Here is a 23,184-nt window from a genome sequence, read left to right on the forward strand (position 1 = left end):
GGCAACAGTAATTTACATTTTAACATTATTAAAAAAGCTGAAGTATGCCATTTGATACTGCGGGAAAAGTATGGACTTTACTGAACGAAGAAGATATATCGCCCAGCCATTGGTTTCCGCTTGTAAAGCATACCGTGAGGTTGGCCAACGGCAAGGTGATCGATGATTACTATTTTTCGCCGCTGGGCGATGTGGCGCAGGTATTGGCTATAACCGCTAACAATGAGGTGGTTTTGGTAAAGCAGTACAAGCATGCTTTAGGGCAGATACTGCTTGAATTGCCCGGCGGCATGCAGCAAAAAAATAAGAGTATCATCGAATCGGCAATAAACGAGCTGGAAGAAGAAACCGGTATAAAAACAACATCTGAAAGGCTGATCCCGTTGGGTAAGATAGCCAACAACCCTACAAAGCTCAATCAGGTTACCTACGGTTTTTTATTGTTTGATGCCGAGATCAATACCGTGCAGAAACTGGATGAAACCGAGGAGATAGAGGTAGTTTTAATGCCCGCGCCCGAGGTGTTACGCCAGGCTATGAGCGGTGAAATATGGGTAACGGATTCACTCAATTTTATACTGAAGACGGCCTTACGCTACCCGGATATTTTTGAGCTGAAAGCTTTGCTATAAGTTTATAATATAGCGGGTTTTTACTTCGCTGTAGCCGGTTTTGGTTGATTGCCCGGGCCAACCACTGCCCTTAACAAGCTGCCCGATAATGCCGAAAAACCTCCTACCAGGCCACCAATTACTACGGTAACTCCTAAAATAAACACCCAGTTAGGCAGGTGGAATAATTTTGCCACCCTGTTGGCCAGTATATGCTGGTTAGGAAAACTTTTAAGCAAAGCCAATGCCAGCCAGGCCAATGCCACAGCCACACCACCCGACCAAAAAGCGCTGCCGTTTGTTCTTATTAAAAAGGCAAGTACAAGGCCAATTAAAGCGGCCAGCCACCATGGTAAAAAGAAACCGCTAATAAAAGTAAGTGCCAGTATGGCTGCAAATAATATCATCGCTTGGGTGTTTAAGTTTATTTACCTTTTAGTTTAAGTGTACTTTTTATCCGTGACGATTTTTCGTCGGCCGATTGCAGGTATAACAATTCGTCGAGTTTGCCATCTTTCCAGGTGGGCAGCATATCGTCGTAATAAAAACTACCTGGATTGCCCGATTCACCGCCCGGCAAAATGCCGTAGCCTTTTACCTGCGGACCTAATTGTACCACCATGCGCCATGAAGGCCCGTGCCCGCCAATAAGCGCGTTAACGGTTGAACCCGTTCCGCCCGAAATAAAGTTGCCTGAGCTGAATGCCGCCTGCCTTGTAAGGTGCGTTACCGACATCCTTTTTATACGGCCCCATTCCCAGTCTTGCCCCTGATCGCCGTGTTCGCGTATCAGCTGATCAATAGCGGCAATAAATGCCTTGTTCACAATGTCGCCGGCGGTTTCTATCGCCGGGGTCTGTTTATCATCGAACCATTTTGATGCCGGTTCTTTTAACAGGAGCTTCTCTGTTCTGTCTCTTGATGGTGCCGCGAGCGGTTCCTTCTTATCGCTAAAGGCTTTGTCCCAGGTTAGCTCATAAAACTTTCTCCACCAAAGATCAAAAATGGTAGCGCCTATGGCGTTCGCCGCGAAATGTTTGTTCCAAACGCTTACTGTTTTTAACGCGTCGGTTTGTGGCGCGTCCAATTTAGTGGCGTCAACATAACGCAGCAGGGTAGGTAAAACATCCTGTGCGCCAATGCTGTAATCGTCGGTTTGTAAAATGCGCAAACTATCTACAGTGGCGTTTTGCATAGCCGCCAGCCTGTCGTTTATACGTTTGCCGCGCTCATAACCGCCAAAATGCCAGTTGATATAGTAAGGATACGTTGGATCTGTTGATGATTGGTTAGCCGAACTTAAATAACCCTGAGCCGGATTTTTAACCGTTGGATTTTGCTCATACGGGATAAAGCCATGCCAGTCGTTCCCCGGGTCACTGCCGTCCATTATAAACTTGCCCTGCTCTTTATATTTAAGCGGGAATTTACCATTTGGTGTTATGGCGATATCTTTATCGGCATCGGCAAATATGAAGTTTTGTGCCGGGGCGGTGTAATATTTTAATGCTTCGCGATAGTCGTTATAATTGCTGCCGCGATTGAGCAGGTAAAAGGTCTTAAACTCGTCCGATTCATCATGTGCCACCCAGCGCAGGGCATTGCCAACAGGGATATTATCAGGTGCATCTTCCGTTTTTTTATCAGCACTTTCATATACTACCGGGCCGTGATGGGTGTACAGCACGGTATCGTACAATGGTTTTTTACCGCGGATGCCGATCACTTCTATACGGCGGGTAACTTTGTTCCAGCGGTTATTGTACCAGTATTCGGTTTTGGCGGCATCTTTAAATTTTATCTGGTACCAATCCAGCACGGATGCATCAACATTAGTAACTCCCCAGCTTATTTTTTGATTATAACCTATCACTATTCCCGGCGCGCCCGGTAAGGATACGCCGTAAACATTTACACCCGGTGCCGATAGTTGTGCCTGGTACCAAATGGATGGATAGGAGAGATTAAGGTGCGGGTCGTTAGCTAAAATAGGGTAGCCGCTGGCGGATTTGCTGCCGCTGATAGCCCAGTTGTTGCTACCAATACCTTCTACTTTTTGGCGCGTGTTAACATCAGATGTTTGCGCTAAAAAGCTTTTTGACGGCTGTGGAATGGCAACCGGCTTAAAATTCCATTTGGTGCCCGCCGGTATTATGGGCGACTCAAACATGGGATAATCCGGAAAGAGGTCTTTTACTATTGACGCGCCAAACTTATTGAGGGTGTTGGTCATGGCAAACTGGTCTGATCCGCCGGCCAGTGTTTGCGACATCAATTTTAACAGGAAAGCGCAGTTAATGGGCTTCCATAATTCAGGTTTATAATCAAGTAGTTTGTATTCTATCGGGTAATCTTTTGGGGCGAGGGATTTTATGTAAACGTTCACACCATCGGTATAGGCCTCAATCACCTGCTTCATTACAGGGTCTTTCATAATACCGCGCAGCGTGTTTTCTGCACCGTAAACCATACCCATGCGGCGGTTGTAACGGTCGGTTTCTAAGGCCTTATCGCCAATAACCTCTGCCAACCGGCCCGATGCGCTGCGGGTTTGGATATCCATTTGCCACAGGCGGTCGCGGGCGGTAATGTAGCCCTGCGCATAATACAGATCATGATCATTGCCCGCGAAAATGTGCGGAATGCGGCGCTCATCAAACTGAATAGTAACCGCTCCCTGTAAACCGGGTAAACTTAGCTCGTCGTTAATTTTGGCATTTTTGCTCTCGGCATTTTGCCAAAAACCCGATACCGGGTTAAGCAAGTTACCTAACACGGGGATATCACCAAATTTGGTTTGCAAGGCCCATAGCAATGCAACGGTTATGGCAAGTGACAGGCTGGCTTTTAAAAGCTTCATTGAGGATTATTTAATGGCTCACTAAAATAGATATAATTATAAAAGTTAGCTAATTATAGTGCCATCGGCCTCATATAAATATTGGGCGCGTCACCATTATAGTTCAAACCCGCCGGTCAGGTTGTGGTCGTTCCTAACCGGCGAAGTTTAAACACCCTAATTATTAGCTCTTCTATTACTTGTTATAGTACGCGAAATCTTTATGACGGATTTCGGCATCAGGCAATGACTTAAAGTAGTCAAGCGTGATCTTTAAACCTTCGCTGCGCGATACCTTCGGCTCCCAGCCCAGTATGGCTTTGGCTTTGGTGATATCCGGGCGGCGTTGTTTCGGATCATCAACCGGCAATGGCAGGCTGATCAGTTCTTGGTCTGTTCCCGTTAATTTGATGATCTCCTCACCAAACTGGCGGATAGTGATCTCATCGGGGTTGCCAATGTTCATCGGCTGGGCATAATCGCTGAATAACAAGCGGTAAATACCTTCAACCAAATCATCTACATAACAAAATGAACGGGTTTGTGAACCATCACCAAACATAGTCAGTGATTCGCCCCTCAAAGCCTGACCAATGAACGCAGGCAATACACGGCCATCGTTCAACCGCATCCTTGGCCCGTAAGTATTGAAAATACGGATGATGCGGGTTTCTAAGCCGTGGAAGGTATGGTAAGCCATCGTTATAGCTTCCTGGAAACGTTTAGCCTCGTCATATACACCACGCGGACCAACCGGGTTTACGTTACCCCAGTATTCTTCGGGTTGTGGGTTGATGTTCGGGTCGCCATATACTTCTGATGTAGAAGCGATCAGCATTCTCGCGCCTTTCACTTTGGCTAAACCTAATAAATTGTGTGTACCTAATGAACCTACCTTTAGTGTTTGGATAGGGATCTTCAGGTAATCGATCGGGCTGGCAGGTGATGCGAAGTGCAGGATGTAGTGCAGATCGCCGGGAACGTGTACAAAGCTGGATACATCGTGGTTATAAAACTCGAAATTCTCCAGTTTAAACAGGTGCTCTATGTTACGCAGGTCGCCTGTTATCAGGTTGTCCATACCAATTACATGGTAATCTTCTTTGATAAACCTGTCGCACAGATGCGACCCTAAGAAGCCCGCGGCCCCGGTGATCAGTATACGTTTTCTCGACATAATATTTTTAATCTTGTGAACAGATAGTTAAGGTTGCCCTTATCGGGTTTATTGCAAAAAGCCCTCTTTGTGAGCAAAGAGGGCCAAATAATTACTATATATAAGCTACACCGAAACGTTGTTTTACATCGGCCACTACTTGTTTTACATTTTGCTCTTCGCTGCGCGGACAGATCAGCAGCGTATTGTTTGATTCTACGACAATAAAATCGTGCAGGCCTTTTAGTATCACCAGTTTATCTTCGGGTACGTTAACCATGCAGTTGGTAGAATTGTACATGATCACTTTTTCAGCTGGGATCAACGCGTTACCGGCCTCGTCTTTATTGGTGAGGTCGTAAATAGAGGCCCATGTGCCTAAATCAGACCATCCGAACTCCGATGGAAGCACGTATACGTTCTCGGCCTTCTCCATAATCCCGTAATCTATAGAGATATTGGCGCAGTCGGCGTACACAGTATGCACATGTGATTTCTCACTTTCGGTGTTATATACTGTGCGGGCATCGGCAAATATAGTGTGCATATCCGGCAGGTGCTTGCTAAATTCGTCTACAATGGCTTTACCCGACCATACAAATATCCCGGCATTCCACAAAAAGTCGCCGCTTTCCACAAAGGTTTTGGCTACGTCAAGACTCGGTTTTTCGGTAAAGTTCTTTACTTTATGAAACTCATCGTTAAGCGTATCATCACTATATTGAATGTAGCCATAACCGGTATCGGGTCTTGATGGTTTAATACCCAGCGTAATAAGGCAATTATTCTCAGATGCTGTTTTTAAAGATTTTTCTATAGTAGCTATAAAAGCGGCTTCGTTAAGTATCAGGTGATCTGAAGGGGCTACTACTATGGCAGCATCGGGGTTTTGGCTTTCTATTTTATAACAACCATAGGCCACGCACGGTGCTGTGTTACGCATAACAGGCTCGGTGAGTATCTGGTGGTCGGCCACATCAGGCAATTGCGCTTTTACCAGGTCGGTATATATTTCGTTGGTAACTACGTAGATGTTCTCTTTAGGGCATACGCTCAAAAAACGGTCGTAGGTGTTTTGAATGAGGGTTTTACCTGTACCCAGTATATCTATAAATTGCTTTGGATGCGATGTACGGCTTATTGGCCAAAAGCGGCTTCCTATTCCACCGGCCATAATTATGGCATAGTAATTCTTATTCATGACAACAGGTTTGTGTTTATTTAATAGTTGATCTTAACTGTGATGCGGTGTTTTATAGCATCAGTACTTTTTCAGAAAATCGCTGTAAGCGAGGGTAATGCCTTCTTCCAGTTCTATCGTGTGCTTCCACCCCTGGCTGTGCAGTTTGCTTACGTCCATTAATTTGCGTGGTGTACCATCAGGTTTTGAGGCATCAAACGTTATCGCGCCTTCATAACCTACCACTTTTTTTACCAGCAAAGCCAAATCTTTGATGGAAATATCTTCGCCTGTGCCTATGTTAACCAGGCCCGGCTCATTGTAGTTTTGCATTAAGTAATAGCAGGCCTCTGCCAAATCATCTGCAAATAAAAATTCACGCTTAGGCGAACCCGATCCCCAAATAGCTACTTCGGGCAGGTTTTGCTCCTTAGCCTCATGAAACCTGCGGATTAACGCGGGCAGTACATGCGAATTTTGCGGATGGTAATTGTCATTATAACCATACAGGTTAGTTGGCATTACCGATATAAAGTTGCAGCCGTATTGGTCGCGGTAGGCATCGCACATTTTGATACCCGCAATTTTGGCAATGGCGTAAGGCTCGTTGGTAGGTTCAAGTGTGCCGGTAAGCAGGTAATCTTCCTTTAAAGGCTGCGGCGCCAATTTAGGGTAAATGCAGCTTGAACCTAAGAACATCAGCTTTTCAACACCATTTAAGTAAGCGTTGTGGATGATGTTGCTCTGTATTTGTAAGTTATCATACAAAAACTCGGCACGATAGGTATTGTTGGCCACTATGCCGCCTACTTTAGCTGCTGCCAAAAAAACGTATTCGGGTTTTTCCTGCTCAAAAAAAGCTTTTACCTGCTGCTGGTCGCGCAGGTCAACCTGGTCCGACGTTCGGGTTACCAGGTTGGTATAGCCCTCGTTTTGCAGTTTGCGGTAAATAGCCGAACCTACCATACCGCGATGCCCTGCAATGTAAATTTTCGCGTTCTTATCCATGCCGCTTATTCGTACTGGTTTTTAATCTGGTAACCCGAATTTTTAAGCAATTTCTCTCTTTGGAAAAGCTCAACATCGGCAGCTACCATTTCTTTTACCAGACCTTGCAGGTCATATTTAGGCTCCCAGCCCAGTTTTGTTTTTGATTTTGTAGGATCGCCAATTAAAAGTTCAACCTCAGTAGGGCGGAAATATTTAGGATCTACCGCTACTACTTCAGTGCCTTCTTCTAACTGAAAATCAGGATGAGCACAATGGGTTACATAACCTTTTTCATCCACACCTTCACCTTTAAACTCGATAGTGATACCCACTTCGGCAAAAGCCATGCGTACAAATTCGCGCACGCGGGTTGTTACACCGGTTGCAATTACATAGTCTTCAGGTACTTCCTGTTGTAATATCAGGTACATGGCCTCTACGTAATCTTTAGCATGGCCCCAGTCGCGTTGCGCGTCAAGGTTACCTAAGTATAATTTTTCTTGCAGGCTCATGGCTATTTTAGCCACACCGCGGGTAATTTTACGGGTTACAAAGGTTTCGCCGCGTAATGGGCTTTCGTGGTTGAACAGGATGCCGTTACAAGCGTAAATGCCATAAGCTTCGCGATAGTTAACGGTGATCCAGTAAGCGTACATTTTAGCTACGGCGTAAGGCGAGCGCGGGTAGAAAGGTGTAGTTTCTGATTGCGGCACAGCTTGTACCAAACCGTAAAGCTCCGATGTTGATGCCTGATAGATCTTGGTTTTTTTCTCTAAACCTAAAATACGGATAGCTTCCAGCAAACGCAGTGTACCTATACCATCGGCATTAGCGGTGTACTCCGGTGTATCAAAACTTACCTTAACGTGCGACATCGCGCCCAGGTTATAAATTTCGTCGGGTTGTACCTGCTGAATAATACGAATCAGATTGGTAGAATCGCTCAGGTCGCCATAGTGTAATACCAAACGCTGATCTTCATCGTGCGGATCCTGGTATAAATGATCTATCCTGTCGGTGTTGAATAAAGAGCTGCGGCGTTTAATGCCGTGTACTTCGTAGCCTTTTGATAATAGTAGTTCGGTAAGGTATGCGCCATCCTGACCGGTAATACCTGTGATAAGTGCCTTTTTCTTCATATTGTAATTATTGTGATGGAATGCTTAAATGTTACAAGCGTTCAACGAAAACACTGAATTTAATACTTAACAACTGAAATAGTATCACAAGTATTTGCAAACCAAGTGATTGTTTAAGTACCGTTGCTTCCCGAGATCTTTAGTTGGTTCTTCTCGGCGTTTTTTATTAATATTTCATTGTATCGCTCTAAAAGATCGATGTATTTATCTTTCCAATATGAATCTTCCGACTGCTCCGTTACGTGGTCATGGTCGCTATCGGCGTTTTTAAAGTCTTTATTGTTTTTGAACTCTTCTCCTGTAAATAAATGTGGAAACTCTACAGAAAAATCGTGCTGCAGGCACACACCTATGCGGTGGATGATCTCCAACTTTAAATTCTTTTGATTAAACCAATAGTAAACCGACCGTCTGTTAACCTTAGTGAACCTTGCTACTTCACTAATGCTAAAGCCCTTACGCCTTATTACCTTTTCAACTATTTGACCATAATGTAGATCCATACACGTCTTATACTAACTATACAGTTTCTTGCTATTTTATTGGTGACATTATTTAAATTGAGTTAAAAAAATTGAAAGGAACTTTCTTTTACATTTAACTGGCTACGTTTAAAGATACCTGATCAAAGCCTACCTTAACGGTTAGCACACAATCAAGCTGCTCGATAGCCATCAGTACTGATTTGCCCATAACCTGGCGCACAACGCCCTGGTAGTTCAGTAATAAGCCATCTTTTATCTTTACCTTATCTCCTATATTTAAACTTTGCGTGCTGTTTACTTCAACGTTTTCATAGTTGTTTACTATGGCGCTGATGCGTTCTATCTCTGAATCTTTTAAAGTTACGGCTTTACCGCAATGAAATACAAAGTTCAAAACGCCGGCTGTTTGCCTAATTTTAGTTTGCTCGCTCAAGCTAACCTTCACAAATAAATATGAAGGGAAAAGCGGCGATTCAACAACCTTGATCCTGTCGGCCCATTTATTTTTTGTTTTAATAGTGGGGCAAAAGGATGTAATACCTATTTCTTTTAAGCTACGGTCAATTTTTTTTTCAAATCTCGAACGCGTATAAACAACCATCCATTGCTGATGTGAAGTTTTATTGAGTTTGATCACTTTATTATCCATACATATGTATTAGTTAGGTTATTCATCGTAAACTTTGTTTAGCAGATTTATTGCAATTATTATTAATAATTATAATAATGATCGTGTGAAACAGGTTTCAATTAAAATTTTTATAAAAATCACGTTTTAAAGCAAGATTTTATACACTGAAAATCAACTTGTTTTAAAATTGTGAAATAATGTGAAGCATAAATCTGTTTACTTTACACTATAATTTATAGAATTGTATGCATTAGTAATATACTGATTATTAATGATATTGCCGTTTAAGCCAATTTATATACCCATTACTGAGTATTCCTTTACATAGCTATTTGCCCGGCGATGAAAATCAGCCGGTTCAGAAGGCTGTTTTTATGCTATTTGCCGATACAGGTGAAAGTAGGATGTCGTGTAGGCGATTTACACATTTCGCAAGCCGATTGATCACTTTACGCACCCACGTGAGAAATGCGTCTCGTTTTTTCTCGATTTTCAAACAAGCGGGTTTTCCGTTAACAAAAATTGAACGAAGTGCGTAATTTTATGCAAATAAATTATTGATTTGGTTGTTTCTTTTTGAAACTACAAAGAACTATATCAGTAATTACAAAAAAAGTAATCATGTAAGTGAAATGGCGAAGCTTTGAAATGCCGCCAGATATTGAAGATCATTCATTTACCGCAAAAATTACACATACAGGCTCTAAAACGCCTTTTTCGCCACAAACCCACAGTTACAATCATATAACCGGCAAACACTTTTTTAGCACTTTAACATTAAAATTTCTTCATTATTGGTTATCTCAATATTACCAAAGTGTGAAGGACGCATGTGATACAGCTTGAAATAAAGTGAAATTATTATCACACCCTTAATTAGGTGTTAATAATGCCCCAATAATTACACAATAAAATGAAAAAGCCAGAGACGTCAGGTAAAAGTGTACTAATAATAGGTATCAACTTTTCGCCGGAATTAACAGGAATTGGAAAATATACGGGCGAAATGGCTGATTGGTTGGTTAAGAACGACTATAAATGTCGTGTGGTAACTTCATTCCCTTATTATCCGTTTTGGAAGGTACAGGCACCATATACAAATAAGTTCTACAAAAAAGAAGTGTCTAACGATGGTATGCTTACCGTTTACAGGTGTCCTTTATATGTACCTCAAAAACCAAGCGGCTTAAAAAGGCTGATACACGATGCCAGTTTCTTCATTTCGGCATTCCTAATGACCTTCTATTTGCTGTTTAAACCAAAGGCCGATTATATATTTTGTATAGCGCCGCCTTTTCACCTTGGTTTTTTGGGTTTGTTTTACCGTTTATTCAGAGGCGGTAAAATAGTATACCATATACAGGATCTGCAAATTGAAGCCGCCCGCGACCTTCAGATACTAAAATCGAAAAAGGTATTCACCATATTATTCGCTCTTGAGCGCTTTATTATGCAAAGGGTGAACGTAATCAGCTCTATATCGGGCGGTATGCTTAAAAAGATAGCGCTTAAAACCAATAAGGAGATCACCTTTTTTCCTAACTGGGTTGATACCAAAATGTACTACCCTTTAAATGATAGCCGTGAGGACCTGAAGAAAACCTGGGGTTTTGAGGCGGATGATAAAGTGGTATTATACTCGGGCAGTATTGGTGAGAAACAAGGTTTGGAGGCTATTATAACAGTAGCCAAAGAGTTGCATCCGCTAAAATTTATCAAGTTTATTATTTGCGGAACCGGTCCTCACAAAGCAACGCTGGTTGCCAGCGCCGAAGAGCATGGCCTTACTAATGTGAAGTTTTTTCCTTTACAGGAAGCGCATTTGTTTAACAGTTTCCTGAATATGGCCGATGTGCACCTGATATTGCAAAAGCGTAACGCCAGCGATTTGATGATGCCATCAAAACTAACTACCATATTAGCTGTTGGTGGTTTATCATTGGTAACTGCCGAGCCCGGTACTGCCTTATTTGAACTGTTAAATGATAACGAAATGGGCGTGGTTATACCACCCGAAGATACCGATAGCCTTAAAAATGCTATTTATGATTGCTGTATCCGCGATAATTCATCTATAAAAAATAATGGCCGCAAGTATGCCGAGCAATATTTGAATAAGAACAATATTATCGAAAAAACAATCACCAAGTTAAAACCAGTACCGCCCTCATCAAAAGAGTCGGCATTAAAGTTTGAGTTGAACAGATAGCAGTACCATTTATGTGGTTAGTAAATGGCCGCCGTTTAAAATTGCTGCGTATGCCGGTTTACGAAGCTTCTTCGATATGGATAACCGCTTTAGGCTTCTTTAACGAAAACTCTTCCATAGCATACAAATAATTTGATGACGAATATTCATACACCTTAACATCGGTTAGGGTAACGTTAATTTCAGCATCAGTTTCTTTAATGAATTTTACCACCCCAAAAAAAGTTAAATCGAGTTCTACGTCAGTCAAATAAATTTTCCGCTGGGCCGGTTTAGTCATAGTAAGTTGTTTGGAGCGATAACGATTAATTGTCAGCATTATTATTTGTACGGTTAAAGGGTGAAATAGTTATAGAACCAAAACATTATTTTGAATAATTGAACAAAATGAACCGCCCCGGATTTGACATTGAAGGGGCACTTATAATGAATGTAATTTTCCTGAAAAGGAATGTAATAATTGATCTAATAAGCAGTATCATAATTTATTAATACTATTCAGCGTGAAATTAATAATCATTGACGATGAGCCCATTTATCATTTTATAATGCGTAAAATGATTGATGTGTATGTTCCGTCTGCACCAACAGTACAGTATCTTCAGGAGGGCGGTAAAGCCTTGCAATTTTTGGCAGAGAATAAAAACAATGCCGAAGAATTGCCTGATATCATACTGCTTGATATTCACATGCCTCTCATGAGCGGCTGGCAGTTTCTGGAGATATTTAAAAATATCCGCGGAACGCTAAGCAAACCGGTTTGGGTTTACGTGGTATCATCATCAATTGACCCTGTTGATATACACCGTTCAAAAGAGTACAATTTTGTACACGATTATATTATTAAGCCCATAACTAAAAACAAGCTTCAGGACATTTTGAAATAACCTGAAGCCCGGTAACCCGGCCTACTTAATTAAAAGATAGCCCGTCTTGCTTTTTTTACCGCCATCATCGGCTGTATATTCAATTACATAATAATAGGTGCCGGCCTGTTGCAGGCGCCCGTCGGTGCTCGATCGGCCATCAAAAACACGGTCTTTATTATTATAATCAGTTGTGTTGTAAACAGGCAGGCCATTACGGTCGTAAATAGTAACCTTGTTTTTAAGATAGTTTTCGATCCCATCAATCACAAAAACATCGTTTACACCGTCGCCGTTTGGCGAAAGCGCCTGGTTAACGGTGATCTTATTACTCTCAGCGGTTTGGCTGCTATCAACAGCCGCTGTAGCAGTAACGCTTGATGTTTTTAAAAGCGATGTTGTTTGTGTAGCAGGGTTTACAGCAATGGTAATACCGGCAATGCTGGTACCGCTGATATTATAAGCAGTAATAACATACTTGCTTGCGGCGCTTACCTCAGTTGGTTGCCCGCTAATTTGCCCGGTTGTGGTATCAAATATTAAACCGGCCGGCAATGGTTTACTGATGCTGTAGCAGGCAGGTACCGATTTAAGTATAGAATTTGTACCAAAATCGGCAATAAGTAAGTTACCCGATTCATCAATAGCCACCTGCCTTGGCGAGTGTAGCCCGGTTGATAAAGTGGTAGCTATTTTACCGGTAGGGCCTATACGCCTGATCATGTTGTTACCATAATCGGCAACGTAAATATTATCAAACTTGTCTCTGCTTAAATGGCGGGGGCCACTAAAGCCGGTTGCAAAAGTGGTACGTGCTAAAGTACCGGCAGCAACTTTAATAATATTGCCTGATCCTTGCTGGCTTACATACATGTTACCACCCGAATCAAATACGATACCGTAGGGTTTTGTAAATCCAGTTAAGTAGGTAACAGGCACAGTGGTACCAGCTTTAATTTGAAATATGGTACCCGTAAAATAGTTAGTAACATACGCGTTATCGTCAGCATCAAAAGCAATACCGTACGGGTCACTGAAGCCTTTTATTTTGGCTAATAATGTGCCCCCTTGGTTATACTTTAAAATGCAGTTTTGAGTAAACTGGGAAATGTAAATATTCCCGGCCTTATCAATACCAACGCCTGATGCCTGGTTATCACCTGTGCTCACCACACCAAGTAATTTCCCGGTGTTATCGAGCTTGGTGAGATCGCCGCTGGCAATACTGGTTGTGTAAACACTGCCATGGCCATCAATTGCCAAACTAAAAGGTGTTTGATACGATGACAACAAAACAGGGTCAGCGTATTTTGCCGGATAAACGGCGCCACCCGAATTAACGGGGGATATCGGAGTAATGACCTTCCCTACCGTGAAGGTGCCTGATGCGGGGTACGTAATTGCCGGCGATGTTTGTGCTTGAGCATTTACATTATTATCCCACAGTCCGATTACAATAACGAATCCAAATAATAAATGCTTTTTCAAAATCAATAACAGCTTGTGAAGCCAATGGTAATGAGTGCTTTTACGCTTATTTTACTAAAAAAGTTATGTAAGGGATTAATTTTTTTAAGTGAAAGACTTTAATTTAATTAAAACGATAATTTAACTGTGTTTAAACAAGTAAAATAAGGCGCTAAAAGTAACCAGGAATAATATGGCTATCAATGAATAAATGTGTTGCTTTGTCCTGTAAATGAGATGGTTATAAAAGTGTATTTATTTTGAAAAAACAGCAATAAAACATCTCGATCATTGCAAATCCACTAACAATAATCTCGAAAAAAAAGAAACTTTTAATTTAAATACTATCAATAGTTGTTTATTATAAGTTAAGAAATAACAACCTGATATATAGTTAGTTCGAAGCCATTTTGTTCATTTGCAGGTCTCAGTACAACTTTTTTTTAAAAAAGTTTGCCAACACTGTTTAAAAATGTGCGCGGTCACTGCAAACTGCTTACAAAAACTACTCAACAGCGCTACGGCGCTTCTACCATAACAATATAAAAATCAAAAATTAATATCCATAAAAACTCAAAACGTGATGATGAAAAACCATTTGTATAAAGGATTGCTATTCGTGATAATAGCAGTGCTGTCTGCATGTACTGCACAAAAAGATACCAGTTATTTCCAGGGACTTAAACGTAACTCGGAGCTTAGTTATAAAATCAACAATTACTCGCCGTTAACCATACAATCGGGCGATATACTGGCATTAAATATCAAAAGTTTGAACTCAGAAGGTTCAGCGGTGTTTAATACAGCCGCTGCTGCCGGCGCGGGTGATGCTAAAGGTGCTGCCGGTGCTGCCGGTGGTTACCTGGTAAGCGAAAAAGGCGAAATTGAGCTGCCCTTAGTGCATAGCCTTAAAGTAAGCGGTCTTACACTTGTGCAAGCACAGGCCACAATTCAAAAAGCCATAACCCCATACCTGAAAGAACCATTAGTTACCGTAAGCCTCGTGAACTTCAAAATATCGGTAATGGGCGATGTATCGCACCCTGATGTATTTAGTGTTAGCAGCGACCGTATAACTATACCGCAGGCTATTACTTTAGCAGGCGATCTTACTTCTACAGCAAAACGTAACAATGTATTGCTTATCCGCGAAATAGAAGGCGAACGCAAGTTTGTGAATATCGATCTTACATCGGCTCAGTTGTTTGACTCTCCTTATTATTATTTAAAAAATAACGACGTGTTATACGTTGAAGCCGGTAAGTCTAAATTCAAAACCGATAGCCCGATTCTGAAAATAATCCCTATTATACTATCTGTAGCCTCTTTGGTATTAGTTAGTATTCAACTGGGTAGATAGTATTCGTTAATAAAACATTAAATGAGCAAACAATCCAATCAAGATTTTTTTGGTTCTTCTAAAGTTGCCGAGGCAAAGTCTTTTAATATTCGCGAGTTCTTAAATAAGCTGCTGTATCATTGGCCATTGTACATTATATTTTGTGTGATATGCTTTAGTATAGCTGCATTTTATGTAAGGTATAAAAGGCCTGTTTACGAAATACATGCCAAGCTTTTGATTAAGGATAATCAGTCGGAAGGAAAGAAAACGGCGCTTGAAGAACTGAACCTAACAGGATCAACCAATAACCTCGAAGCTGAAATGGGGCTGATGAGTTCTATTCCGGTTACAAAAAGAGTAGTAGAAAGCCTTAAGCTTTGGGTAAGCTATTTTGAGCCAACCAAATACTATTCATACCGCGATCTGTATAAAGATTCACCGGTTGATTTCAGCATGATAAAACCGGGCGAAGGCCAGTTAGACCATGTATTCGATATTATTATCGCTGATGATAAATCTTTCCTGATAAAACAATCGGGCGATAAAACAACCCGGTTTAACTTTTCAAACAATATAAAAACCAGTTTTGGTGTATGGAGGCTTGATAAAACAGAAAGCTTTGCAAACTACATCGGCAGAACAATACGTATTAAACTGGTGGATCCTGATGAAGTAGTTAAATGGTATCAATATCAGATCCACGAAACCCCCATCCCTAAAAGCACCAATGTTGATGTAAGTATGGATGATGAGGTGCCGCAAAGGGGGCGAGATATTGTCGATAACCTGCTGATCTCGTACATGGATGCATCGGTACAGGAAAAACGCGAGTCAACCCACAACACACTCAAGTTTGTTGACCAAAGGCTGGCGTCGTTAACCGGCGAGCTGAACAATGTTGAGCGTAAATATGAAGGTTTCAAAAGTAACCAGGGTATCACCGAAATTGCCGATCAATCGTCACTTTTTCAGGGTAACGCCCAGGATAACCAAAAAAACCTTAATGCCATCAACATCCAGTTAAGTTTAATTGACGGTATTGAGGCTTATGTAAACTCAGACGAAGGCGCTATGAGTGCTCCTTCAACCATCGGTTTAGATAATTCGGGCTTAACCAGTTTGGTTGAAAAGCTAACCGCTTTACAGTTAGAGCATACCAAACTATTAGCTACGTTGCCCGAAACTAACCCTTTGTTTAACCCGCTTAACCAACAGATCAGCTCAACACGTAACGCGCTTAAACAAAATCTTAAAAGTTTTAAAAGCGGTTTGCAAACTACTAAAAGGTCGTTACAAAATTTAGGTTCGGGTTATCAGTCGTCAATACGTAACATACCCGGCCAGGAACGCGAGTTGGTTGATATTAAACGTATGCAGGGCATTAAAGAAAACCTGTACGTATACCTGCTGCAAAAGAAAGAAGAGCTGAGCTTGGATTATGCATCAACCATATCTGATGCCGTAATTATTGATTACGCGCACAATGGTAACCAAAAGGCACCTATCCCGAAATCGGTTTATGGTATTGCGCTTATGTTTGGCTTGTTAATACCAACGGCTTTAATATACGGTCGCGATGCCTTTAAAAACCGTATCCAAAGCAAAAACTCTATTATATCAGCCACGGGCTTAAATGTATTGAGCGAAATTGTACATTCTGATGATCCGGACCCAATTGTGGTACTTCACCAAAAAACATTCATTGGCGAGCAGTTTCGTGACCTGCGTACCAAGCTGAATTACCTACATGGTGGCCGTAGCGACGGGCGTACAACACTCTTCACATCAAGCATAGCCGGTGAAGGAAAGAGTTTTATACTAAGTAACTTAGGTACTGTACTTAGCGTTGCCGGTAAAAAAACGGTATTGCTTGAGCTCGACTTACGCAGGCCTACTTTTGCTACACGCTTTAAGCTTGATGATAAAAGACCGGGCTTAACTGAGTATTTGATAGGTAATGCTACCAAGAGCGAAGTTATTCAGCCATCGGGCATCTCCGAAAACCTATTTGTGATACCGGCAGGCATTATACCTCCAAACCCATCGGAGTTGCTGGAGAGTACCGAACTGGTGCAGCTAATTACTGAACTTAAAAAGGAGTACGCTAACGTATTGATTGATACGCCGCCTGTACACTTGTTAACCGATGCCATGATCATAGCGCACTTGTGCGATGTGAGTATGTACGTAATAAGACAGGATTACACACCGAAACACGAGCTTGAGTTTATTAAAGAACTGAATGCCGAGAAAAAGCTGCCGCGCCTGAACCTTATTTTCAATGGTGTGCAAAGCGATAAAACAGGCAGCAATTACGGCTATCAAAATAACAGCTATATTAAAGAGGCGCGTAAGCCATTTAAAAGCAGGCTTAAAAAATTCTTTAGCAGATTTTAATTGATTATGAAAGATTCTGCTACTTATGTTGCCGGTAACAGTGTGCGGTTTGAAAAGTTTAGTAAATGGACCAAACTCATCGCCGTTACATTTTCGGCCCAGGCTATTATACAGTTACTGGGTTTGTTTACCGGGATATTGATAGTTAGGTTACTGCCTACCACCGAATATGCCTTTTATACACTGGCTAACACAATGTTAGGTACCATGACGGTATTGGCCGACGGCGGTATCTCAACCGGTGTTATGGCGCAGGGAGGTAAAGTTTGGCAAGATCGCACAAAGCTTGGCGTAGTGGTAGCAACAGGCCTTAAACTGCGCCAAAAGTTTGGTATAGTTAGCTTATTGCTATTTATGCCGGTGCTTTTTTACATGCTGCACAGCCATGGTGCCAGCATCATGGTGGGGCTGGTTATTGTAGTATCAGTTATTCCATCGTTTTTTGCCGCGTTGAGCGATAACCTGCTCGAAATATCATCAAAACTTCACCAGGGAATAAACAAGCTGCAAAAAAATCAGCTTTCCGCAGCGGTGGGCAGGTTTATAATGATGACAGGTTCGTTGTTCTTTTTGCCGTGGACATTTATCGCTATACTGGGTAATGGTATACCGCGTATGTGGGCTAATATGCAACTCCGCAAAATATCTGCCGAATACGCCGATCCTAAGCAGGTATCTGATCCGGTAATTGAGCGCGATATACTTGCTATAGTAAAACGTACTTTACCGGGTGCTATATATTATTGCGTTTCGGGGCAAATTACGGTATGGTTAATTTCCATATTTGGTTCAACACAAGCTGTGGCACACATTGGCGCGTTAGGCAGGCTGTCAACAGTATTAACCATTTTTACTACGCTGTTCAATACATTGGTAATACCAAGGTTTGCCAGGTTACAAGAAGATAAGAAGTTAATTTTATCCCGGTTTTTACAAATACAAGGCGCCCAAATATTAATAAGCGTTGTTATAGTGGCCATTGTTATCCTGTTCCCTAACCAAATATTAATGGTATTAGGCAAGCAGTATGCAAACTTAACTACCGAAGTAATTCTTATATCCATATCAAGCTGCCTCGCAATGATATTGGGTGTTACCTATTCGGCAATAACAGCGCGGGGCTGGATATTGAAACCGGTACTTAATATCGCTATCAATATCTTGTTTCAATTGATCCTGATACTAACGATGGATCTTTCGAAAACTAAAAATGTATTGATGTTCTCTATCGTCGATTTCATTGTGAGCTATATCATCCTGATCATATTTTTCTTTTACCAGGTAACGCGTATTAAACCGGCAACGGTTAATGAAGCAGCAATATGATCTTTTCTTCAAAAAATGAATTAACAATTCAATTCCTGTAAAATTCTATACGGGCGCTACCCCTTGGCCCGTTTTATAAAAAAAACAGATAACAAAACCTTATGCAATCAGCAATTTGTACCTTATTTGAAGGGCATTATCATCATGGCTTAGCAGGCTTGACCAACTCCCTGCATAAAAACGGATTTCGCGGGCATATATATGCAGGTTACAAAGGGCAACTGCCCGATTGGGCTGCAAAAAGTGTGGCCAATAATGACCTTGGCTGGCCTGATGCCAAAACACTTACTTTGGCCGATGGCGTACAAATACATTTTTTGCCTGTAGTAACTAAAACTCACTTTACCAATTATAAACCCGATTATATGTTACAGCTCTGGGCCGGTCCGGCAAAGGATGCCCAGGGCTTAATGTACTTTGATCCGGATATCGTAATTAAATGTAAATGGGACTTTTACGAAAACTGGATAACCCACGGTGTTGCTGTAGTGCACGAAATTACGGCGAACGATATGCCGGCATCGCACCCTATACGCCAGGAATGGATAAAAGTGATCGAAAAAAGTGGTTTAACGGTTACAAGGCAGCTAACATCATACATTAACGCGGGCTTTTGCGGCATTAACAGAAACTGTATCGAGTTTCTCGAAAAATGGTCGATCATCATTAAAACCGCCGTTAGAGATTATGGCTTTGTAAGTGAAAACTTCCAGTTTACTAACCGCACCGATCCTTTCTTTGCAGGCGATCAGGATGCGATGAACATAGCCGCCATGTGCTGCGAATCGCCGCTAAGCGAGATGGGCCCCGAAGGTATGGACCTAACTTATGGTGGTTTTACCATGTCGCATGCAATTGGTTCGCCAAAACCGTGGAAAAAGAACTATCTTCAGTCGACTTTTAAAGGGATTGCCCCATCATTGGCCGATAAGGAGTTTTGGGCAAATATGCAGTCGCCGATATCGAGTTATAGTGTTAATACTATCAAGAAGAAAAGACTGTCAATGTCTGTGGCCGGGTTGATCGGTAGGTTTTACAAAAAAAGTTAAATCGACAATCTGAAAATCTTATATGGGACGCATCAGAAATTTTATCACTGAGTTTAGAATATGGTTCTGCAATTTTGTAATTGCCTACATTCCTTTTCATTTTATAAGGCTGGCCTATTACCGCCATATCATGAATTTTAAAATAGGTAAAAACTCAAGCGTTAACCTGGGTTGTGTGTTTAATACGCCGGGTTTGTTTGAAATGCAGGATAACAGCACGATCAATCAATTTTGCCACATAGATAACCGTGGCAGTATATTTATAGGTAACAACGTATCAATATCACCAAAATGCAGTCTCGTTTCGGCAGATCATGATGTGAACGATGAGGAATGCATAGGCCGGGTTGGCCCGATAGTACTGGAAGATTATGTATTTGTAGGTTACAACGCCATTATACTTAAAGATTGCACCCTTAAGCGGGGCGCAGTATTAGGCGCGCGATCTTTACTTACCCAATCGGCCGAGGCCGACGGAATCTATTTCGGGATACCTGCCAGGTTAAAAAAACACCGTAACCCTGTTTACAATTACTCAAGCGAGTACATGAGGCTTTTTCACTAAGCCGGCATTTACCCAACAACACACCTATACCTTACACAATATTGAGTTTGCCTTTCGGCGGGTCTTGCTGCTACATGGCAGCGTAACCGGCCGCAACACAAGGGCATACCAGCAACACGCAGCATGAGAATTGTTTTTATATGTGGCTCTTTAGCGCCCGGGCGCGATGGGGTAGGCGACTACACCCGCAACCTGGCCCGTCAATTAAGCATTACAGGCCATAAAGTTTCGCTGATAGCCATTGCCGACAGGTTTACCGAAGATATTGCCGAAGAGAAACTATTTGAAGACAGCTCCGAGGCAAACATTATAAGGATTCCACACAACTGGAAAAACAGCAGGAAACGCGAATACACTTCCAGCAAAATAAAAGACTTTAAGCCCGACTGGATCAGTATTCAGTTTGTGATATATAACTACCATCCAAAAGGTTTGCCTTTTGGTTTGCACAGGTTGCTTGGCGGGCTAAGCAAAAATATACGGGTACACATTATGTTCCACGAGTTGTGGATAGGTATAAGCGAGTATTCGCCGTTGAAGCACAAAATTTACGGATATTTTCAAATGCGCATCATCGCATCAGTAATTGAGGCGGTAAAACCAAAGGTAATATCTACCTCAAATATATTGTACCGCTATATTTTAGAGCGCATCCACACCTCATCAGTACTGTTGCCCTTGTTTAGCAATATACCGGTCGCGCCTAAAGATGAAGCTTATACCATATCGATTTTAAATCAGCTGGGTATAAAGAACGAAAGGGAACTATCACGCTGGAACATCGTAGGCGCTTTCGGCAAGCTTCATCCCGATACCAAAATAGAGCCGATACTGATACAGGAACTAAGCGCCTCGCAAAAGCTCGATCTGGATGTGGCATTTATAGCTTTCGGTAAAATAGGCGACGAAGGGCAGCAAGAATTTAACAGGTTAGAAAAATCATTGGCACCTGCTATTAGATTTCTGAACCTGGGCGAATTGAGCGAGGCCGAAATATCAAATACCATGCAGTTGCTCAACAAAGGCATATCATCAACCCCATTACATTACATAGGTAAAAGCGGCGTATTTGCCGCCATGAAACTGCACAATGTTGATGTATTCATCCCCGAAGAAGCCATGTTTCCGCAGTTTGATGCCAAGGTGAAAACTTATGTGAACGGCTTTGTAAAGCAAGACGCGTCGCAATGGGATGTAACCAATGTGGCTAAAAAGTTTTTGGGCCTCCTGCAATAATACTCGCGTAAATAACACACTCACTCTTACAATAAATAAGTACACAGTTAACCTTAACAAAACAATAATATGATTAACGTAGATAATATTTTACAGTTACAAGCAGATACTGTTATTGAATGGCACAATGAGCTAATCGTAAAAGAAGAAAAACTTCCGTGGAAATTTATTGAGGAAAACCACATGTGGAACTTTTCTTTATGGCACGAAGAAGATATAGCGAGGATAAAAGACATTGATCCTTTACGTATTGTAGAAGCAAAACGTAATATCGACAAATATAACCAGGCCCGTAACAACGCCATCGAAAAAATTGATGAGTGGATATTATCATACCTGGAAGTAGCCGGTACCGTACCGGGCGAAAAAATGCACTCTGAAACACCGGGTATGATCATCGACAGGTTGTCTATCATGTCGTTAAAAAGATACCACATGAACGAGGAAACTTTACGCGAAGATGCCTCTGCCGAACATAAATTATTGTGCGGTAACAAAGTGAAGGTGTTGGATGAGCAAATAAGCGATCTTTCAAACTGTCTTAGATTATTACTGATCAGTTTGCAGGCAGGCGAGTTGAAATTTAAGGTTTACCGCCAGTTTAAAATGTACAACGACCCGAGTTTGAATCCCGAATTGTATAAACGAGAACAGCAACTTAATGGCTAAGCGAAAATTAACCATCGACTCTTCTAAGGGCGGTAATGGTGATATCTGGATGCGATTGGTGAGCTTTTATGCCATCGCCGGTATATTAACCGATCTGGAGATCCATTTACTCATCCCTAAATTTTTACGCAACCTTGCACAGTACGCCTTTGGCGACAGGATAGTTATTGCCGACGAAGCTACCATAGGCCACATAGAACTTAGCTACTCAAATTTGGGTATGAAAGATCTGATCCGTGGCATCAGCAAAGGCAATAAATATATCAGCCCTTATCAACGGTCGGTAATAAACGATAAAAAGAAAAAGCAGCTTAAAGATTCTGTCAATTTGCTGTTGTTTACCATTGCCGATGTTTTAGGCGTGGTGCAGGTACCGCAGTGGCGATGGATAAAAACTTACCAGGGCTACCTGGACATCATCGGCATAAAAAAATTAAGAAGCGTTGATTACGATCAGTACATCAATAAAATGCAGGCCGATTATGAGTTGCTCTACAACAAACTTAACGGTCCCGATCTGCCCATATCACCTGAACTGGAATTTCCGGCCGATCTGCACGAGAGTACGGTAATATTCCCTACCGGTACCAGCAGGCAATTCATCCCGGTGTGGTGGGCAAAGCAAAACCTGCCCGATGCTTATTACGCCTTCTTCCATAAGGATGCCGAAGGCGAAAAATTTAAAGAAGCCGGCCTTAAGGTAGTGCCTTTTTATAAAGAAGCCGGTGACATCATTGCGCTTTCAAAAGCGGCTAAGTGGACGGTAAGTACCGATAGTTTCCCATCGCATTTATTGCAATACGCTTCAGAAACCTGCAGCATCACCATCACCGAAGTATTAAGATCAAGAATCATATCGCCCGTTTTTAAAGGTAAGGTGATTGACGCCCAGGTAAAATGCCACCCATGTTTGCACCTCGATCGTAAGAACCATCCGCTTTGCGCGGCCGGTTTTTCGGAATGTCAAAACTGGGTAAGCAGCATTTACACGAACGATCTTATCCAATCTATAGCCGTTTAAAATTAC

Annotated in this window: 21 protein-coding genes; 11 read left to right on the forward strand and 10 right to left on the reverse strand. The window is 41.9% G+C overall.

Annotated features, from left to right (window positions below; genetic code table 11):
* Window positions 1–44 precede the first annotated feature (44 nt).
* Window positions 45–632: an NUDIX hydrolase gene (locus ABD894_RS06900; RefSeq protein WP_345210266.1), complete on the forward strand. Its 588-nt coding sequence runs from the start codon at window positions 45–47 to the stop codon at window positions 630–632.
* Window positions 633–652: 20 nt separating this feature from the next.
* Here ABD894_RS06900 and ABD894_RS06905 read toward each other — a convergent pair whose 3' ends face one another.
* The 8 genes from ABD894_RS06905 to ABD894_RS06940 all read right to left on the reverse strand — a co-directional run bounded on the left by ABD894_RS06905 (window position 653) and on the right by ABD894_RS06940 (window position 9,049).
* A complete protein-coding gene (locus ABD894_RS06905; RefSeq protein ID WP_345210267.1) occupies window positions 653–1,018 on the reverse strand; it encodes a hypothetical protein in 366 nt (121 codons plus the stop codon).
* A gap of 17 nt (window positions 1,019–1,035) precedes the next feature.
* Window positions 1,036–3,471 carry a penicillin acylase family protein gene (locus tag ABD894_RS06910; protein WP_345210268.1) on the reverse strand — a complete coding sequence of 812 codons (2,436 nt, stop codon included), beginning with the start codon at window positions 3,469–3,471 and terminating at the stop codon, window positions 1,036–1,038.
* A 175-nt stretch (window positions 3,472–3,646) separates the two neighbouring features.
* Window positions 3,647–4,627, reverse strand: a complete 981-nt coding sequence (locus ABD894_RS06915) for a UDP-glucuronic acid decarboxylase family protein (protein WP_345210269.1) — start codon at window positions 4,625–4,627, stop codon at window positions 3,647–3,649.
* A 94-nt stretch (window positions 4,628–4,721) separates the two neighbouring features.
* Window positions 4,722–5,807, reverse strand: a complete 1,086-nt coding sequence (locus ABD894_RS06920; RefSeq protein WP_345210270.1) for a mannose-1-phosphate guanylyltransferase — start codon at window positions 5,805–5,807, stop codon at window positions 4,722–4,724.
* Between the two features lie 60 nt (window positions 5,808–5,867).
* A complete protein-coding gene (fcl, locus tag ABD894_RS06925; protein ID WP_345210271.1) occupies window positions 5,868–6,794 on the reverse strand; it encodes a GDP-L-fucose synthase in 927 nt (308 codons plus the stop codon).
* A gap of 5 nt (window positions 6,795–6,799) precedes the next feature.
* The gene (gene gmd, locus ABD894_RS06930; protein WP_345210272.1) at window positions 6,800–7,915 is read right to left on the reverse strand and encodes a GDP-mannose 4,6-dehydratase; all 1,116 of its coding nucleotides are present in this window, start codon (window positions 7,913–7,915) and stop codon (window positions 6,800–6,802) included.
* Window positions 7,916–8,028: 113 nt separating this feature from the next.
* On the reverse strand, window positions 8,029–8,418 hold the full coding sequence (locus ABD894_RS06935) for a hypothetical protein (protein ID WP_345210273.1): 390 nt from the start codon (window positions 8,416–8,418) through the stop codon (window positions 8,029–8,031).
* Window positions 8,419–8,512: 94 nt separating this feature from the next.
* Window positions 8,513–9,049: a UpxY family transcription antiterminator gene (locus ABD894_RS06940; protein ID WP_345210274.1), complete on the reverse strand. Its 537-nt coding sequence runs from the start codon at window positions 9,047–9,049 to the stop codon at window positions 8,513–8,515.
* 895 nt (window positions 9,050–9,944) lie between these two features.
* Between ABD894_RS06940 and ABD894_RS06945 the strand changes: the two genes are divergently transcribed.
* A complete protein-coding gene (locus tag ABD894_RS06945; protein ID WP_345210275.1) occupies window positions 9,945–11,240 on the forward strand; it encodes a WcaI family glycosyltransferase in 1,296 nt (431 codons plus the stop codon).
* Window positions 11,241–11,298: 58 nt separating this feature from the next.
* Here the strand turns inward: ABD894_RS06945 and ABD894_RS06950 are convergent, their stop codons facing one another.
* Complete coding sequence (locus tag ABD894_RS06950; protein ID WP_345210276.1) at window positions 11,299–11,520, reverse strand: hypothetical protein; 222 nt, start codon at window positions 11,518–11,520, stop codon at window positions 11,299–11,301.
* Between the two features lie 223 nt (window positions 11,521–11,743).
* Between ABD894_RS06950 and ABD894_RS06955 the strand changes: the two genes are divergently transcribed.
* Window positions 11,744–12,127 (forward strand): response regulator, encoded by a 384-nt coding sequence (locus tag ABD894_RS06955; RefSeq protein WP_345210277.1) that lies wholly within the window; start codon window positions 11,744–11,746, stop codon window positions 12,125–12,127.
* A gap of 21 nt (window positions 12,128–12,148) precedes the next feature.
* Here the strand turns inward: ABD894_RS06955 and ABD894_RS06960 are convergent, their stop codons facing one another.
* A complete protein-coding gene (locus tag ABD894_RS06960) occupies window positions 12,149–13,594 on the reverse strand; it encodes a T9SS type B sorting domain-containing protein (protein WP_345210278.1) in 1,446 nt (481 codons plus the stop codon).
* A gap of 562 nt (window positions 13,595–14,156) precedes the next feature.
* On the opposite strand from ABD894_RS06960, the gene ABD894_RS06965 reads away from it, so the two are divergent.
* From ABD894_RS06965 to ABD894_RS07000, 8 genes are all read left to right on the forward strand, one after another.
* Window positions 14,157–14,933: a polysaccharide biosynthesis/export family protein gene (locus ABD894_RS06965; protein WP_345210279.1), complete on the forward strand. Its 777-nt coding sequence runs from the start codon at window positions 14,157–14,159 to the stop codon at window positions 14,931–14,933.
* A 21-nt stretch (window positions 14,934–14,954) separates the two neighbouring features.
* Window positions 14,955–17,312, forward strand: coding sequence for a GumC family protein (locus tag ABD894_RS06970; protein ID WP_345210280.1), 2,358 nt, complete (start codon window positions 14,955–14,957; stop codon window positions 17,310–17,312).
* A 6-nt stretch (window positions 17,313–17,318) separates the two neighbouring features.
* Window positions 17,319–18,638: an MATE family efflux transporter gene (locus ABD894_RS06975; protein WP_345210281.1), complete on the forward strand. Its 1,320-nt coding sequence runs from the start codon at window positions 17,319–17,321 to the stop codon at window positions 18,636–18,638.
* Window positions 18,639–18,739: 101 nt separating this feature from the next.
* Window positions 18,740–19,687 carry a hypothetical protein gene (locus ABD894_RS06980; RefSeq protein WP_345210282.1) on the forward strand — a complete coding sequence of 316 codons (948 nt, stop codon included), beginning with the start codon at window positions 18,740–18,742 and terminating at the stop codon, window positions 19,685–19,687.
* A 130-nt stretch (window positions 19,688–19,817) separates the two neighbouring features.
* Entirely contained in the window at window positions 19,818–20,252 is a 435-nt protein-coding gene (locus ABD894_RS06985; protein WP_345210283.1) for an acyltransferase, read from the forward strand.
* 123 nt (window positions 20,253–20,375) lie between these two features.
* Window positions 20,376–21,488, forward strand: coding sequence for a glycosyltransferase (locus ABD894_RS06990; protein ID WP_345210284.1), 1,113 nt, complete (start codon window positions 20,376–20,378; stop codon window positions 21,486–21,488).
* Window positions 21,489–21,557: 69 nt separating this feature from the next.
* Window positions 21,558–22,157, forward strand: coding sequence for a DUF4254 domain-containing protein (locus tag ABD894_RS06995; protein WP_345210285.1), 600 nt, complete (start codon window positions 21,558–21,560; stop codon window positions 22,155–22,157).
* Window positions 22,150–23,178 carry a hypothetical protein gene (locus tag ABD894_RS07000; protein ID WP_345210286.1) on the forward strand — a complete coding sequence of 343 codons (1,029 nt, stop codon included), beginning with the start codon at window positions 22,150–22,152 and terminating at the stop codon, window positions 23,176–23,178. Before ABD894_RS06995 ends, ABD894_RS07000 begins: the two co-directional genes overlap by 8 nt.
* Window positions 23,179–23,184: the final 6 nt, after the last annotated feature.

Origin of the sequence: Mucilaginibacter gynuensis (assembly GCF_039541195.1) — a bacterium.
GTDB classification, from domain to species: domain Bacteria; phylum Bacteroidota; class Bacteroidia; order Sphingobacteriales; family Sphingobacteriaceae; genus Mucilaginibacter; species Mucilaginibacter gynuensis.